Below are 14,057 nucleotides of genomic sequence, written 5' to 3' on the forward strand. Positions count from 1 at the left end.
GATACTGGGGATCAAGACAGCTGCCAGAAGGCCGTCAGGACCATGGCCGCGAGAAGCGCGACCGCGCCGAGACGAAGCGCAAGATAGGATGGTCGCTGCGCCGGTGGCGGCTCTTTCTCCTGGAAGCCGCTCATCGAGACGCGGGCAGCCTGCTCCAGCCTGTTCATGTCGGCAACCATCTTCAAGTCTCCCAGGTCGCGAGGCGGGGCGCCGATGGGTTTTCCGGCGCACCGTCAGCCGGGAACACAGGATCGGACTTTATGGTGAACAGCCGGTTAAAGACCTGACGGGGGTAGCGCCGAAACGGATTCAAGCGAGGCGTATTAGGTCTTTGTTTTTATGCATGTCTTTGCCGCACGGCTCACACTTTTTCTGAATTGCTCTAGCGGCGAAGACTGCGCGATATCAATCCGTCTCGAAATTGCCATGCGGGACGGTGAGGCGGTATTCCAGGCGGCCGGCGCCGATTTCCAGCGTCGCCGAGCCGTTCAGCGACATCGGCACGACCCGCTCCAGCGCCACGCTGCCAAACCGCTTTTCGTTGGGCGGCGCGTTGCCGATCGTCTCCGTCCAGGTCAGCAGCAGATTGGGCGGCACCTTGCCATCCGCCTCGAGGCTCGCGCCGACTTCGACATGGCCACCTGGCCGGGACAGGGCGCCGTAGCTCACCGAATTGACGGCCAGCTCATGCATCGCCAGGCCGATATGCAGGGCGGCATTGGGGTTGAGGTAGGGATTTTCGCCGGCCAGCCGCAGGCTTCGCGCCGGGTCGCTGCTGTAGCGGCCAACCTGGCCGGATACGAGCTCCTGAAGGGCCGCACCTCGCCAGTTGGAGGAGGTGACGAGATCCTGCGAGGCGGCCAGCGACTGCAGCCGGCCGCGGAATCGCGCCAGAAACTCGTCGAGCGTTTCGGCATAACGCCCGGTCTGGGTGGCGATGCTCTGGATGATCGCCAGCAGATTTTTCGATCGATGGCTGACCTCGCGCAGCAAGGTCTTCAGTGTCTGCTCGCGGCGTTTCTGGTCCGTCGTCTCGACCATTGTGGTGACGACGCCGAGCACCTCTCCGGCTTCGCCGCGATCGGCATCGATCCAAAGCTGGAACCAGCGCACGCCGTGGCTCCCCGGAATGCTGAGCTCGAGCTGGTCTGCGTTTCCAGATTCGATCACCCTGCGCTTGGCGGCGCCGATGCGTTCGCCTTGGGCAGGCGACAGCAAATCCTTGCCGTCGGCGGTTTCGGACGCCCAGGGGGCACGCATGTTGCGTGCCCAGACCGTCTTCATCCGCCGATCCTGGTAAAGGACCGAAATTCCGGCGTTGTGAAGCGCGTGCAGCAAGGCCCGGCCCAGTTGCATCCCGCTTTCCGCCGGGTGCATCGCGATGACGTCGCCATCCGGCATGGTGTGACCATTCTCGACCACCGCGCCGCCATCGGGAACGGTGTGACCGTCCTGCTTGTCGGGATCATCGTTCGGTAAGGCCTTGGAACGCATCGAATACTTCCCGCACTCAGGCTGAAACGGCTTTATTCGAAAGAGGTTCCTGGTCCGGTCCGATAGCTTGGAGTTTCAAGCCTCCTAAAGCGGTCCGCCGGACGGCGCCCTTTCGAGACACCGCCCGGCGGTTGCTGGAAACCGTTTGAGGGGTGCGGCTTCCAGTGTCGGGATCAGGCTCTCCTGAACAGGCCGGCGATGAGCGAAATGACCAGGAAGGCCAGGAAGATGAAGAACAGGATCTGCGCAATACCGGCCGATGTGCCGGCTATACCGCCGAACCCAAGCGCGCCGGCGATGATTGCAACTACGAGAAATACGAGCGCCCAGTACAGCATGATGCGTCTCCTTCTTATGTCGGGAAAAGAACGTGGCTCGGTGGCGTTTGTTCCACCATTCGCCGAAAAATACGATCCCCGAAACCATGCTTTTTCAGGCACGAAGCCACGTGAGGCGACATGCGAGGCTCAGCGCCTCGCATGTCACTTTCTCATGCCATGTCGTGGAACAATCAGGCTGCCGCCTTGGCCTGCCGATCGAAGAAAAGCGCCTGGCTGATCAAGGCCTTGACCATGTCGGGGTTGAACGGCTTGGTCACCAGGAAGGCCGGTTCCGGGCGTTCGCCGGTCAGCAGGCGCTCCGGGAAAGCGGTGATGAAGATGACCGGCACCGGTGTCGACGACAGGATCTCGTTCACGGCCTCGATGCCCGAGCTGCCGTCAGCGAGCTGGATATCGGCCAGAACCATTTTCGGCCGCGTCCGGCCGAACATGGCGACCGCCTCGGCATGCGTGCGCGCCGTGCCGACAACGCGATGGCCGAGGCTCTCGACCATCTCCTCGATGTCCATGGCAATCAGCGGCTCGTCCTCGATGATCAGCACATCGGTCGCCACCTGTCGGGAAATCTCGCTGCTTGCCTGGGCAAGCAATTCCGAGAACTCATCCTCGTCGACATTGAGGATCTCGGCTGCCTCCTCCTCGCTGAAGCCCTCGACGGCAACCAGCAGGAAGGCCTGTCTCGGCAGCGGCGCAATGGCGTTCAGGTTGGCGGCTGCCCGCTGCTCCCACGCGGTCGGGGCCTGCTCCTGCGGCACGCGGATGGCGACGGAGGTGAATAACCTGGCAAAAACCTTGTAGAGCGCGATACGGTCGCTGGACGCTTCAGGAAAAATGTCGACATCGGCGATGATGGCTTCCAGCATCGCGGCGACCAGCGCGTCACCACTCTCCTGCGATCCCGATACAGCGCGAGAGAAGCGGCGCAGGAACGGCAGATGCGGGGCGATGGTAGCGGACAAACTCATTATTTACGTCTCCCTCAGATGACGTTGCACGTTTCAAGGCCACTGATTGCAAGCCCCGAAAAACAAACGCCGGCTTCCATAAAAAGTTCCGCCGAGAGCGGAACTAAATTAGCAGGCGGACGTTTCGGGGTCTCGGGATGGGCAACCAGACGAGCGTTCCGCTTGTGTTGTGGCTTGAAGTCGAAGAGCGGTGCGAGTGCTGGAAACTAGGGCGACTATGAAAGAAATGTCAAAGAAACACACCGCCGGTCCCGGAAGCGGGCGCCGGAACGGAGATGGCAATCCGCTTGGGACGAACTCCGAAATTGCCCGCAAGCTAAAGCAGTATTATGACGATCTGGTTTCCGATCAAGTGCCGGACCGTTTCGCTCAGTTGCTTAGCCAGCTGGAAAAAGCCGAACCTGCCCAGAAAAAGGATTGAGGCATGGCGGCGGTTTCCCAGAGCTTCAAGACCGAGTTGCTCGGCGCGATCCCTAGCCTGCGCGCTTTCGCGGTGTCGCTGACGCAGAATGCCGACAAGGCCGACGACCTCGTCCAGGAGACGCTGGTCAAGGCCTGGGACAAGCATGAGAGCTTCCAGCCGGGTACCAATCTCAAGGCTTGGCTGTTCACCATCCTGCGCAACGAATTCTATTCGCAGATGCGCAAGCGCGGCCGCGAGGTGCAGGACAGCGACGGCATCATGACCGCTCGCCTCGCGGTCCACCCGGCACAGCATGGGCAACTCGACCTCAAGGATTTCCGCGGCGCGCTCGAGCAACTGCCCGAGGATCAGCGCGAGGCCATCATCCTGATCGGCGCCTCCGGCTTCTCCTATGAGGAAGCGGCCGAGATCTGCGGTTGCGCGGTCGGCACCATCAAGAGCCGGGTCAGCCGGGCGCGCGCCAGGCTGCAGGAGATACTCAAGATTTCGGGAGAGGACGAATTCGGGCCTGACGCTATATCGGCTCAGGTGACCGGGTCCAACGCAGCCTAGGTGTGCTGATATTCAGGTGAGGCCGGCCTGCAAATGCCGGTTTCCTGCGCTTCCGGTGCTCACGTACTTCAAGTACGCTCCGCTCCGGTTCTCGGAAATCGTCCAGTTTGGTCGCTTCGCGCCCGTCTTCGACTCCGGCTCGGCCCAACCTGAATCTCAACACACCTCAGACTGAGGTCAGGCCGCGGCGCGACGGCCGCAGGCCGCAGCCACAGCTTCGATCAGGTCATCGCCCGAATACGGCTTGGTCACCAGACGAACACCAGGGAACGAAATCCTGATTTCGTCGGAGTCCGAATAGCCGGAGGCGAAGACGAACGGCAGGCCTTCGCTGCGCAACCGCGCGGCGAAGTCCAGCGTCGAGACGCCCCCGAGCATCAGATCGACGATGGCTGTGTCGAAACGCGATGGCAGGTTCTGGCCGTCGATTTCGCGGAGTTCACGCGCAATCGTCACCTCGGCGGCGCCGTGGTCGCGGCAAAGCTGCTCGACATCCATCGCGATCAGGAATTCGTCCTCCAGGACGAGGATGCGCAGTCCGTCAAGTAAAGCTGACAATTATCAGTGTCTCCTCGGGGCGGCACTCATGCGTGGAATCGGGCGCCATGTCATTTAAAAAAGACATGGGCTTCGCGAGCTTAGCGGAACCTGGACCGGTCTCGAACGTTTTTATGCGCCCGTGAGGGCAGGGATTTCGAAGAGGGGTCGAAATGTCCACCCAAAACGCACGTCCTGCCGCCAGCCGTCAATATCCTTGCGAAAAATGTCCGCTTCGGCCTTTGCCGGCCTTCCGCGAGTTCGAGAAGGAGGAATTGGCGTTCGTCAATACCTTCAAGAAGGGCGAGCTTGCCGTCGACAAAGGCGCGACGGTACTGGTCGAAGGCAGCCATAGTGCTCATCTCTACACGGTGCTTTCGGGCTGGGCGTTCCGTTACAAGCTCCTGCCTGACGGGCGACGGCAAATTCTCAACTTTTCCATGCCCGGCGATCTCATCGGCCTGCAGGGCAGTCTGATGGGTGAAATGCAGCATTCGGTCGAAGCGCTGTCGCCGATGCTGCTTTGCGTGTTTGAACGCGATCAACTGGCAGAACTTTACCGCAACCATCCGGGGCTCGCCTACGACATCACCTGGATTGCCTCGCGCGAAGAGCGAATGCTGGACGAGAACCTGCTCAGCATCGGCCGGCGCACGGCGCTTGAGCGTGCCGCCTATCTCATTGCCTTCATCACGAGCCGCGCCCGCGGCGCCGGGCTCAACGGCAAGACGCCGGTGCAAATCCCGATCACGCAGCAGCATATCGCCGACACGCTCGGCCTGTCGCTCGTCCACACCAACAAGACGATCCGCAAGCTGATGGACCGCAAGCTGATCGTCTGGCGCGACGGCGGCTGCTCTGTCATCAATTACGAGGGGTTGAAGGATCTGGCGCGCTGGGAAGGCCTTGGCGAAGAGCGCCGGCCGCTGATCTGACTTCAGGGGAACCTTGGCGCAGAACAGACGTTGAAATCGAAGCAAACGCAAGGAGTTAAGCGATGGCCACCGCCGCAGGCAAATCCGCGACCGATCAAGCAACCACCGCCGACCTCGAGGCCGATATCGAGCAGTTGAAAGCGGATATCCAGAAGCTCACCGAGCAACTCGCCAAGACCGGTCAAGATGGCTATGGCGCGGCCCGCCGTGCCGCGGCCGAAGGCGTCGAGCAGTTGCGCGCCCAGGGCGAATCTGCGTTCGAGAGCATGCGCGGCAGCGCCGAGGACATGGAAGCGCAGCTGATCGCAAAGGTCCGCGAGAAACCCGTGACGTCGCTGGCGATCGCGGTTGGCGTCGGCTATCTCTTCGCGCTGCTTTCCCGCCGCTAGCTGCAGATGGGGACGCTCATTTCGCTGATTTCAGGCTTCGCCTCGGGCGAGGCATTGGCCGCGCTGAAAAGGGCGCGTATGGCCGCGATCTTCTATACGCTTGCAGCGGTTTTTGCCTTGTGCGGCGTCGGCTTCCTGATCGGCGCGGCCTATATCTGGCTTGCTTCCCGCTACGGATCGCTCGCGACCAGCCTTGGCTTCGGCATCGGCTTCCTGGTGCTTGCCGGACTTGTGCTGCTGATCCACAAGCTCACCAACGGTTTGCGGGCCAGGAAGCGCGCCCGCCGGCGCAATGCCGATATGACGGCGGTCGGCGTCACCGCGGCACTTGCGCTGCTTCCGGCGCTTGCCAGGAGCAAAGGCGGGCTGGGTATTCTGGCGGCACCTGCGCTCGCGGCCGTCGCCTACGCCATCTATCGCGAGAACGTCAAATCCACGCCTCCCGGACCCGGCCCTGACGACATGCCGTAACGCCCTCACTTCGGCGAGTGTTCGAGCGGCATCGATATCTCGGCAAAGACGCCGCCTGGGCGGAATTCGTGAGTGACGTCGCTGTCGATGACTTTCGATAGGCTGCGACGGATCAGGATGGAGCCGAAGCCTTGGCGATCCGGCGGCTCGACCTCCGGTCCGCCGCTTTCGTTCCAAGTCAGCGCCAGCCTTCGCGCCCCTTCGCGCCCTTGTGTCTTCCAGGCCAAGTCGACCTTGCCGGACGGCACCGACAGCGAGCCGTATTTCAGCGCGTTGCTGGCCAGTTCATGGAGGATCAGGCCGAGCCCCACCGCCTGATCCGGCGACAACAGGAGCTCGGGGCCGGCAATCGTGATGCGGGGCGTGTCGCTGCTATCGAAAGGCTTGACCTCCATGCGGGCCAGTTCGCCGATGCCGATGCCGCGCCATTCGCGATCGGAGAGCAGGCTGTGGGCAGCGCCGAGGGCCTGCAGCCTGGCGCTGAATGCCTCCAGGAACTCGCTCGGCTGGCGAGCGTGGCGCACCGTCTGCGTGGCCAGTGCCTGCACGGTCGCAAGCGTGTTCTTGACCCGGTGGTTGAGCTCGCGCAGCAAAAGGCGCTGCCGCTCGTCGCCGAGCTTGCGCTCGGTGATGTCGTAGTTGACGCCAAAGATCAGCGTCGGCTTGCCCTCGCTGTCGCGCTCGACGACGCGCCCGCGCGTAGCGATCCAGCGGACAGGATAGCCTCTAACCCGGTACTCGCCGAAATAGTCGTCACTGCCGCTCAGCGCATCGCGAAAACGCGTCTCGGTCTGGTAGACGTCGCGCGGGTCGATGGCCTTGACGATATCGCGCGCCTTCAGCCGGTTCGATGGCGGCAGGCCGAACAGCTCGGCCAGAAGCATGTCGCAATCGATCATATCTGTTCGCACGTCCCAGGCCCAGCTTGCCAGCGAGGCGGCATCGAGCGCGATGGCGCGGCGCTTTTCCTCGCGCGCCAGCTCTGCCTTGGCGATGGCGCCGTTGCGGTTGGCATCCTTCAAAGTGAAAAGGCTTGCAGCAAGGTCGGCGAGCGTCCTGAGCTGCGCGAGCCGGTCTGCCGACGGAAACGCTTTCGGCTCCCGGTCGAGCACGCAAAGCGTGCCGATGCGGGCGCCGGCCACGATCATCGGCGCGCCGACATAGAAGCGGATGTGCTGCTTTCCAGTGACCAGCGGATTGCCGGCAAAGCGCTGGTCGAGCGTCGCGTCGGTGACTACCATCGGATCGTCGCCGGCAGCGAGGGCATGAGCGCAGAAGGAGATGTCGGTCGGCGTCTCCCTGTCTTCGAGGCCGATGCGCGACTTGAACCATTGGCGGTTCGTGTCGACCAGACTCACCAGGGCTATCGGCGCTTCGATGATTGCCGAGGCGACACCGGCGAGGCGATCGAAGTCGGGGTCGGCGGTCGTATCCATCGCGCCGAGGCCGCGCAGCACGGCGAGCCTGTCGGCGTCGTGCACGACGCGACTGACATCAGCCGGCAATCTGTCTGCCTTGATAGTCACGAACCCCTCAAACCCCTCAAACCCTGTGCAGGGCGGCCGATCTTTCCATCACGCCGCCTTCGCCTGAGCGTTGCTCGCCGGCACGAGCACGTTCAGCGCGCCGGGATGAATCTCGATCGTCGTCTCGCGTTCCAGCCTGATCAGCTCGCCGTCCAAGACGGCGCTGAATTTCTTTGTCGGCGAGCGGATTTTCAGTACTGCCTTGTCGGCCTGATGCACCTCTACATGGGCGCTGTCGCGCAATCGGCCGCGCAGCATGTCGAGGAAGAGTTTCGCCAGATGATGGCGCCGCCTCGCGACGCTCACATAGATGCCGAGCACGCCGCCGGCCGGGTTGTCGGCATAAGGCAGGTGGCCTTCGCCGAACAGATTGTTGGAGATGCCGATGCCGGTCGTGCGGGTGAGGATCTCTGCCTTTCCGACAGTCAGGCTCACTTTGAGCGCCGGCGGATTCTTGATCGTCGCCCATGCGGCGCGAACGGAGGCGTGCATTTTTCCCAGACGCGAGCCGAAATCCATGTTCTCGCGCAGCTGGACCATCTTGGCGTGCATGCCGACCGAGAACTGGTGCACGAAGGGCTGACCGTTGGCGCTCGCCATGTCGACGGCCATGACCTCACCGTCGGCGAAGGATTGCAGCGCCGCATCCAGCGTCTGCGGGATGCCGAGGCCGCGCGCGAAGAGGTTCATCGTGCCTGCCGGCAATATGGCCAGGGCTTTCTTCTTGTTCATCAGCAGCGACGCGGCGGTGGAGATCGTGCCGTCGCCGCCGCCGGCCAGCACCACGTCGATGTTGCGTTTCGCGATCGCCTTTTCCAGCGCCGCCGCAACATCGCGGCCAGGCACGATCTCAACGTGGACCGTGTGTCCAGCCGCTTCCAGCGTCTGACGCAACTGCTCGGAAAAGGCCTCTATATCGATCGTGCGCAGCGTGCCGCCGTCCTGGTTCAGCACCGCAGCAAACCGCATGCCCCACCCCGCTTTTTCATTCGTCTCAGCTGAAAATACCTCTCAGCCGCAGGCTGAAACGGCGACCGCGCTCAAAGGTTCCGCGAAAGGTCAGGAATTTTAGCGCCCCTTGATAGGCCCGCTTTTTCGGAACAACAGCCCGGTCACGACGTTGTGAACCTGTCGAACAGGCGATGTCCGACCGCGCCGAAGGGCTGCCCGGACCGTCCCGCATGAATCAGGCATGAGGAGAGACAATCATGATCCGCACGCTTTTTGCGACCACCGCGCTTGCAACCCTGCTTGCGAGCGGCGCTTTCGCCCAGACCGCGACCCCGACGGCCGCCGAGCCGCCGGCAGCCACGACGCCCGCGCCGGTGACGCCCGCCGATGGCGCGCTGATGACCAATATCATCGGCGAATCCGTCTATAACGGCACGGGCGACAATGCGCAGAGCATCGGCAAGGTCGACGACATCGTCTTCGACGCCAGCGGCAAGGCCAAGTCTGCCATCATCGGTGTCGGCGGCTTCCTCGGCGTCGGTTCGAAGGACGTGGCCTTCGACTATGGCAAGCTGCAATGGGCCGAGAAGAACGGCGACCGCTGGCTAGTCGCGACGACGACCAAGGAAGAGCTGACCGCGCAGCCGGCCTTCGACCGCAAGCCTTACGATCCGGCTCCGGCACAGCCGTCGGCCGATGCGACGCAGCCAGCCACCGGAACAGCCCAGGCTCCGGCCGCCGCGCCGGCAGAACCGGTGAAGAAGGCGGACGGTAACCTTGCGTCCAACATCATGGGCGAAACGGTCTATAACGGCACGGCGGACGACGCGCAGAAGATCGGCGACGTGAAAGACATCGTGCTGGCGAAGGACGGCACGGCAGACTCGCTGGTGATCGGCGTCGGCGGCTTCCTCGGCATGGGCACCAAGAACGTGACCTATGATTTCGCCAAGGCAAAGTGGGCGGAGAGGAGCGGCGACCGCTGGCTGGTTGCCGAGACGACCAAGGAAGAGCTGCAGGCGCAGCCGGACTTCAACCGCAAGGCTTATGATCCGGCGCCCGGATCGACCGCGGCCGCGACAAACAACGCTCCGGCGGCGACCACGCCGGCCGTGGCCCAATCCGATGCCACTTCGGACAAGGGCGCCAAGCCGGTCGAGCCCGCGCAGTCGACTGCCGACGCCAAGCCTGCGCCGACGGCGCCAGCTGCGACGGCTGAGAACAAGTCAGCCGACAACGACGCGGCTGCGACCGACCAGACCAAAACGGCCTCCATCGACAAGTCGATGCTAAGTGAAATGCCGATGGGCAACATCCGCGGCGACGACCTCAAGGGCACCACGGTCTATGGAGCGAACGATGCCGAGATCGGCTCGATCGGGGACGTCGTGCTGACGCCCGACAACAAGCCGGACGCGGTGATCGTCAATGTCGGCGGCTTCCTCGGCATCGGCGCCAAGGAAGTGGCGGTCGGCATGGACCACCTCAAATTCATGACCGACAAGGACGGCAAGAAATATCTCTATACCAACTTCACCAAGGAGCAGCTCGAGAAGCAGACTGCTTATGACAAGGGTAGCTATGCCGAGAAGCGCGACCAGCAGCGCATGATCTTCAGCGATTGAGCGACTGCATTGGTCGAGAGGCCCGCGCCGGCGACGGCGCGGGCTTTTTCTATGTGGGAGACAGTAGACGTCCGGCAACGTGCCCGACCACTCCATCCTCCGTCAGCTCCGCCAGCGCCAGCGACTGATCCAGGTGCTCGGCGCGCCAGGCGAGCAGCCTTTCGGCGAATTCCAGCCGCTTCGACAGATAGGCGGGATCGTTGGCGACATTGCTGAGCTCGCCGGGATCCTTCCTCAGGTCGAAGAGCAACGGCGGCAGGCCGCCGCCGAAGTGGACATATTTGAATTTCTCCGTGCGGATGACGGCGAGATTGCACTGCCGGGGCGCGATGCCGAAATGGTGCTCTGCGTCGCTTTCGGCAATGGCGCGGAAATCGAACTCCCAGTGCGCTGCGTCACGCCAGTCCTTGGGCATTTTTCCGTCCAACCAAGGCCCGAGCGACATGCCGTCGAGATGCGGCTGCGGCTCGGCGTCGATCAGTTCGAGCAAGGTCGGGAAAACGTCCACGGCTTCGGTGAAATGGTCGACGGACGAGCCCGCCTCAGCTCCCTTGCGCGGATCGCGGATGACCAGCGGGATGTGGTAGCTGCCGTCGAAGAAGCCGCCTTTGCCGAGCATGAAATGGTCGCCCATCATCTCGGCATGGTCGGAGGTGAGCACGATGATTGTGTCGTCCCAGGCGCCGCTTGCCTTGATCGCCTGCCAGATTCGGCCGAGCTGCGCATCGACCTCGGAAATCATGCCGTAGTAGATCGCGCGGATGCGGCGGAAATTCTCCTCGCTCCACTCCGGCACCTTGCCTTCGGCGCCCGGAACGAATTTCGTCCGTTCCTGCCTGCCGAGGTCGTAGGCGAGATAGGGATGGCTGGCGGCCTCTGACTGCCAATCGGCAGTGCGGTGGAAGGCCGGGCCATCGGCCGGATCGTACATCGTATTGTAGGGTTCCGGCACGATGAAGGGCGGGTGCGGGCTGATGAAGGAGATATGCGCGAACCAGGGCGCGCCTTGCTCCTGCTCGCCTAGCCAGCGGATGAATTCGCCGGCCAGGAAGGCGGTCGGCGTCTGGTCCTTCGAATAGACCGGCGGCGCGTGGCTTACGTCGCTCCTGGCCTGCCCGCCGGCCGGACGGTGGATGGCCGGGCTCCCGGCGTCGGTGTCGATGCCCTGCGCGCGCAGCCAGGAGAGCCACTGTTTCTGATGTTCCGGCAAAGCCTGCCGAACGGTGAAACCGGGCAGCACGCCTTCATAGCTACGCAGGCGCGGGTCTGCGTCGGCCATTCCGCGCGGATCGAGCGCGACGTCGGTGTAGCCGAACAAGGTCGGGTCATAGCCGGCGGCACGCGCGGCGAGCGCGATGTTGCCGTGGCGGGTGTCCAGTGGAGTGCCATTGCGGCAGACCCGGTTGTTCATCTGATAGAGGCCGGTGTAGAGGCAAGCGCGTGCCGGCGAGCAAGGTGCCGCCCCGCCATAGTGGCGGCGGAAGAGCACGCCATCGGCGGCAAGCGCATCCGCGTTCGGCGTCTTCACCACCGGATGGCCGGCGGCCGACAGGCAATCGCCGCGCCACTGGTCGCATGTGATGAGAAGAACATTCGGGCGGCGGTTGTCCAAGGTCGTCTCCTCGTCGCAGTGCGGGCGCAGATGGAGCGGAAAATCAAATGCTTTGCAAGCCGGCCTTGGTCACTGAATGATGAACGAGCGTATGGGTTTCGTTCACGTTTATGATACAGTCCATTCTGTGTTTGCCTTCTTTGCCGTCGCGGGCGCTATCCTCATATTGGCGCGGAGAGCGGCGAGGGCCGCATAAGAACAAGGGAAGGAGCACAATCATGCTCAATCAGATCAAGGGGCTGCATCACGTCACCTCGATGGCGAGCGACGCGCGCCGCAACAATGCGTTCTTCACCAGCAAGCTCGGCCTGCGCCGGGTCAAGAAGACGGTCAATTTCGATGCGCCGGACGTCTACCATCTCTATTACGCCGACGAGTTCGGCACGCCGGGTTCGGTGATGACCTATTTCCCGTTTCCGGATATCGGCAAGGGCAGGCATGGCGTCGGCGAAGTCGGCACCACGGTCTTCTCGGTGCCGGAAGGCACGCTCGGCTATTGGGAAAAGCGCTTCGCCGATGAGGGCGTCGGCAATGTCGCGCGCACCGAGGCCTTTGGCGAGAAGCGGCTGACCTTCACAGGCCCGGACGGCGACAGCTTCGCGCTGGTCGAGGACAGGGCCGACAAGAGGGCGCCCTGGATCAAGGGCGGGGTTCCCGGCGACGAGGCGATCCGCGGTTTTCATTCGGTATCGCTGCGCCTGAAGGACGGCGGCGCCACCGAGGAATTGTTGAAGTTCATGGGCTATGAGGAAGTCGACAAGTCGGGCAACACGCGCCGGCTGGCGATCAAGAACGGCAACGGCGCCGATGTCGTCGACATCGAATCGCTGCCGGGCGCCGGCTTCGCCAATCTCGGCGCCGGCTCTGTGCACCACGTCGCCTTCGCGGTCGAAGATCGCGTGAAACAGCTCGAAGTTCGCAAGGCGCTGGTCGATACGGGTTACGGAGTCACGCCGGTCATCGACCGCGACTATTTCTGGGCGATCTATTTCCGCACGCCGGGTGGCGTGCTGTTCGAGGTGGCGACCAACGAGCCGGGCTTCAACCGCGACGAGGACACGGCGCATCTGGGCGAAGCGCTGAAGCTGCCGACGCAGCATCAGCATCTCAGACCCTATCTCGAGCAGCATTTGCAGAAGCTGGAAGACTAAGTCATGAGCAAGGACGCTTATATCCACAAGCTGCTGCCCGGTTCGCCGGGCGGCCCGCTGCTCTTCGTCTTCCACGGCACCGGTGCCGACGAGAACCAACTGCTCGGCTTCGGTCGCGAGTTGCTGCCCGGGGCTACGATCGTGTCGCCGCGCGGCGACGTCTCGGAGCATGGTGCTGCCCGTTTTTTCCGCCGCACCGGCGAGGGCGTCTACGACATGGACGACCTGGCGCGCGCGACGCAAAAGATGGCTGGCTTCGTCAAGGCGCATGTCGAGGCGGCAAAGCCCTCGGCGGTGTTCGGCCTCGGCTATTCCAACGGCGCCAACATACTGGCCTCGGTGGTGTTCGCCGCGCCGGAGCTGTTCGATGCCGCGGCGCTGATGCATCCGCTGATCCCGTTCGAACCCCGTGTACAGGGCAGCCTTGCCGGCCGCCATATTTTGATCACGGCCGGCAGGCGCGATCCGATCTGTCCGCCCGATTTGACGTCGCGGCTCGAGGCCTATTTGCGCGCTGATGGCGCCGATGTCACGGTTGAATGGCACGATGGCGGGCACGAAGTGCGGCCGAATGAAATCGAAGCAGCGCGGCGGCTTTTCACGCTGGCGCCGGCTGCAAATCAAAAAGATAGAGCATGATGTCATCCGAAAACCGCTTCACACTTTTCGGCATCATGCTCTGAGGAGGCAAATAAATGGCTGACCAGCTGCCCGAGATCGAACTGGAAGACCGCGGCTCCAAAGGGCGCTACGTGCTGCGCGGCCCGGGCGGCGCCGAGGCCGAGATGACCTTCACCAAGATCGGCGAGCACCAGCTGATCATCGACCACACCGAGGTGCCGGACGCGTTTCGCGGCCAGGGCGCCGGGCTTCGGCTCGTCACCCGAGCGGTCGAGGATGCGCGCGCCGCCGGCAAGAAGATCATCCCGCTCTGCCCCTTCGCCAACGCCCAGTTCCGCCGCCATCCGGAATGGGCGGATGTGCTGAAGCAGTAGGCGCCGCCGTTGCCTTCTCCCCTTGTGGGAGAAGGTGTCGCCGAAGGCGACGGATGAGCAACTGTGTTTGTCAGAACCTGTTTGGATTC

General features: G+C 63.2%; 17 protein-coding genes. 9 read left to right on the forward strand and 8 right to left on the reverse strand.

Going from position 1 to position 14,057, the window contains the following annotated elements; all coding sequences use genetic code 11:
• Positions 1-11: 11 nt before the first annotated feature.
• The 4 genes from FJ988_RS30945 to FJ988_RS24680 all read right to left on the reverse strand — a co-directional run bounded on the left by FJ988_RS30945 (position 12) and on the right by FJ988_RS24680 (position 2,800).
• Entirely contained in the window at positions 12-179 is a 168-nt protein-coding gene (locus tag FJ988_RS30945) for a hypothetical protein (protein ID WP_181183658.1), read from the reverse strand.
• Between the two features lie 226 nt (positions 180-405).
• Positions 406-1,401, reverse strand: a complete 996-nt coding sequence (locus tag FJ988_RS24670) for a sensor histidine kinase (protein ID WP_140820956.1) — start codon at positions 1,399-1,401, stop codon at positions 406-408.
• Between the two features lie 266 nt (positions 1,402-1,667).
• The gene (locus FJ988_RS24675; RefSeq protein WP_018429836.1) at positions 1,668-1,832 is read right to left on the reverse strand and encodes a DUF1328 domain-containing protein; all 165 of its coding nucleotides are present in this window, start codon (positions 1,830-1,832) and stop codon (positions 1,668-1,670) included.
• A 173-nt stretch (positions 1,833-2,005) separates the two neighbouring features.
• Positions 2,006-2,800 carry a response regulator gene (locus tag FJ988_RS24680; protein WP_140820957.1) on the reverse strand — a complete coding sequence of 265 codons (795 nt, stop codon included), beginning with the start codon at positions 2,798-2,800 and terminating at the stop codon, positions 2,006-2,008.
• A 217-nt stretch (positions 2,801-3,017) separates the two neighbouring features.
• Here FJ988_RS24680 and FJ988_RS24685 point away from each other — a divergent pair, with 217 nt between their 5' ends.
• Positions 3,018-3,221: a NepR family anti-sigma factor gene (locus tag FJ988_RS24685; protein WP_140820958.1), complete on the forward strand. Its 204-nt coding sequence runs from the start codon at positions 3,018-3,020 to the stop codon at positions 3,219-3,221.
• Positions 3,222-3,224: 3 nt separating this feature from the next.
• A complete protein-coding gene (locus FJ988_RS24690; protein ID WP_140820959.1) occupies positions 3,225-3,776 on the forward strand; it encodes an RNA polymerase sigma factor in 552 nt (183 codons plus the stop codon).
• Positions 3,777-3,953: 177 nt separating this feature from the next.
• Here the strand turns inward: FJ988_RS24690 and FJ988_RS24695 are convergent, their stop codons facing one another.
• Positions 3,954-4,274, reverse strand: coding sequence for a response regulator (locus FJ988_RS24695; protein WP_407067737.1), 321 nt, complete (start codon positions 4,272-4,274; stop codon positions 3,954-3,956).
• A 212-nt stretch (positions 4,275-4,486) separates the two neighbouring features.
• On the opposite strand from FJ988_RS24695, the gene FJ988_RS24700 reads away from it, so the two are divergent.
• The 3 genes from FJ988_RS24700 (at position 4,487) to FJ988_RS24710 (ending at position 6,108) form a co-directional block, all read left to right on the forward strand.
• Positions 4,487-5,248, forward strand: coding sequence for a Crp/Fnr family transcriptional regulator (locus FJ988_RS24700; RefSeq protein ID WP_140820961.1), 762 nt, complete (start codon positions 4,487-4,489; stop codon positions 5,246-5,248).
• A gap of 62 nt (positions 5,249-5,310) precedes the next feature.
• On the forward strand, positions 5,311-5,637 hold the full coding sequence (locus FJ988_RS24705; RefSeq protein WP_140820962.1) for a YqjD family protein: 327 nt from the start codon (positions 5,311-5,313) through the stop codon (positions 5,635-5,637).
• 6 nt (positions 5,638-5,643) lie between these two features.
• Entirely contained in the window at positions 5,644-6,108 is a 465-nt protein-coding gene (locus tag FJ988_RS24710; protein WP_140820963.1) for a hypothetical protein, read from the forward strand.
• A 5-nt stretch (positions 6,109-6,113) separates the two neighbouring features.
• On the opposite strand, the gene FJ988_RS24715 is transcribed toward FJ988_RS24710, so the two are convergent.
• Both FJ988_RS24715 and FJ988_RS24720 read right to left on the reverse strand, forming a co-directional pair.
• Positions 6,114-7,634, reverse strand: coding sequence for a sensor histidine kinase (locus FJ988_RS24715; protein ID WP_246688653.1), 1,521 nt, complete (start codon positions 7,632-7,634; stop codon positions 6,114-6,116).
• Between the two features lie 48 nt (positions 7,635-7,682).
• Positions 7,683-8,603 carry a diacylglycerol kinase family protein gene (locus FJ988_RS24720; RefSeq protein ID WP_140820964.1) on the reverse strand — a complete coding sequence of 307 codons (921 nt, stop codon included), beginning with the start codon at positions 8,601-8,603 and terminating at the stop codon, positions 7,683-7,685.
• A gap of 239 nt (positions 8,604-8,842) precedes the next feature.
• Between FJ988_RS24720 and FJ988_RS24725 the strand changes: the two genes are divergently transcribed.
• A complete protein-coding gene (locus FJ988_RS24725; RefSeq protein ID WP_140820965.1) occupies positions 8,843-10,210 on the forward strand; it encodes a PRC-barrel domain-containing protein in 1,368 nt (455 codons plus the stop codon).
• 49 nt (positions 10,211-10,259) lie between these two features.
• On the opposite strand, the gene FJ988_RS24730 is transcribed toward FJ988_RS24725, so the two are convergent.
• The gene (locus FJ988_RS24730; protein WP_140820966.1) at positions 10,260-11,822 is read right to left on the reverse strand and encodes an alkaline phosphatase family protein; all 1,563 of its coding nucleotides are present in this window, start codon (positions 11,820-11,822) and stop codon (positions 10,260-10,262) included.
• A gap of 218 nt (positions 11,823-12,040) precedes the next feature.
• Between FJ988_RS24730 and FJ988_RS24735 the strand changes: the two genes are divergently transcribed.
• The 3 genes from FJ988_RS24735 to FJ988_RS24745 are packed head-to-tail and all read left to right on the forward strand — an operon-like array spanning position 12,041 to position 13,968.
• A complete protein-coding gene (locus tag FJ988_RS24735; RefSeq protein ID WP_140820967.1) occupies positions 12,041-12,973 on the forward strand; it encodes a VOC family protein in 933 nt (310 codons plus the stop codon).
• Between the two features lie 3 nt (positions 12,974-12,976).
• Positions 12,977-13,612, forward strand: a complete 636-nt coding sequence (locus FJ988_RS24740; RefSeq protein ID WP_140820968.1) for an alpha/beta hydrolase — start codon at positions 12,977-12,979, stop codon at positions 13,610-13,612.
• Between the two features lie 56 nt (positions 13,613-13,668).
• Positions 13,669-13,968, forward strand: a complete 300-nt coding sequence (locus tag FJ988_RS24745; RefSeq protein ID WP_140820969.1) for a GNAT family N-acetyltransferase — start codon at positions 13,669-13,671, stop codon at positions 13,966-13,968.
• Positions 13,969-14,057: the final 89 nt, after the last annotated feature.

This window comes from Mesorhizobium sp. CU3, from assembly GCF_006442965.1.
In the GTDB taxonomy this organism is placed as follows: Bacteria; Pseudomonadota; Alphaproteobacteria; order Rhizobiales; family Rhizobiaceae; genus Mesorhizobium.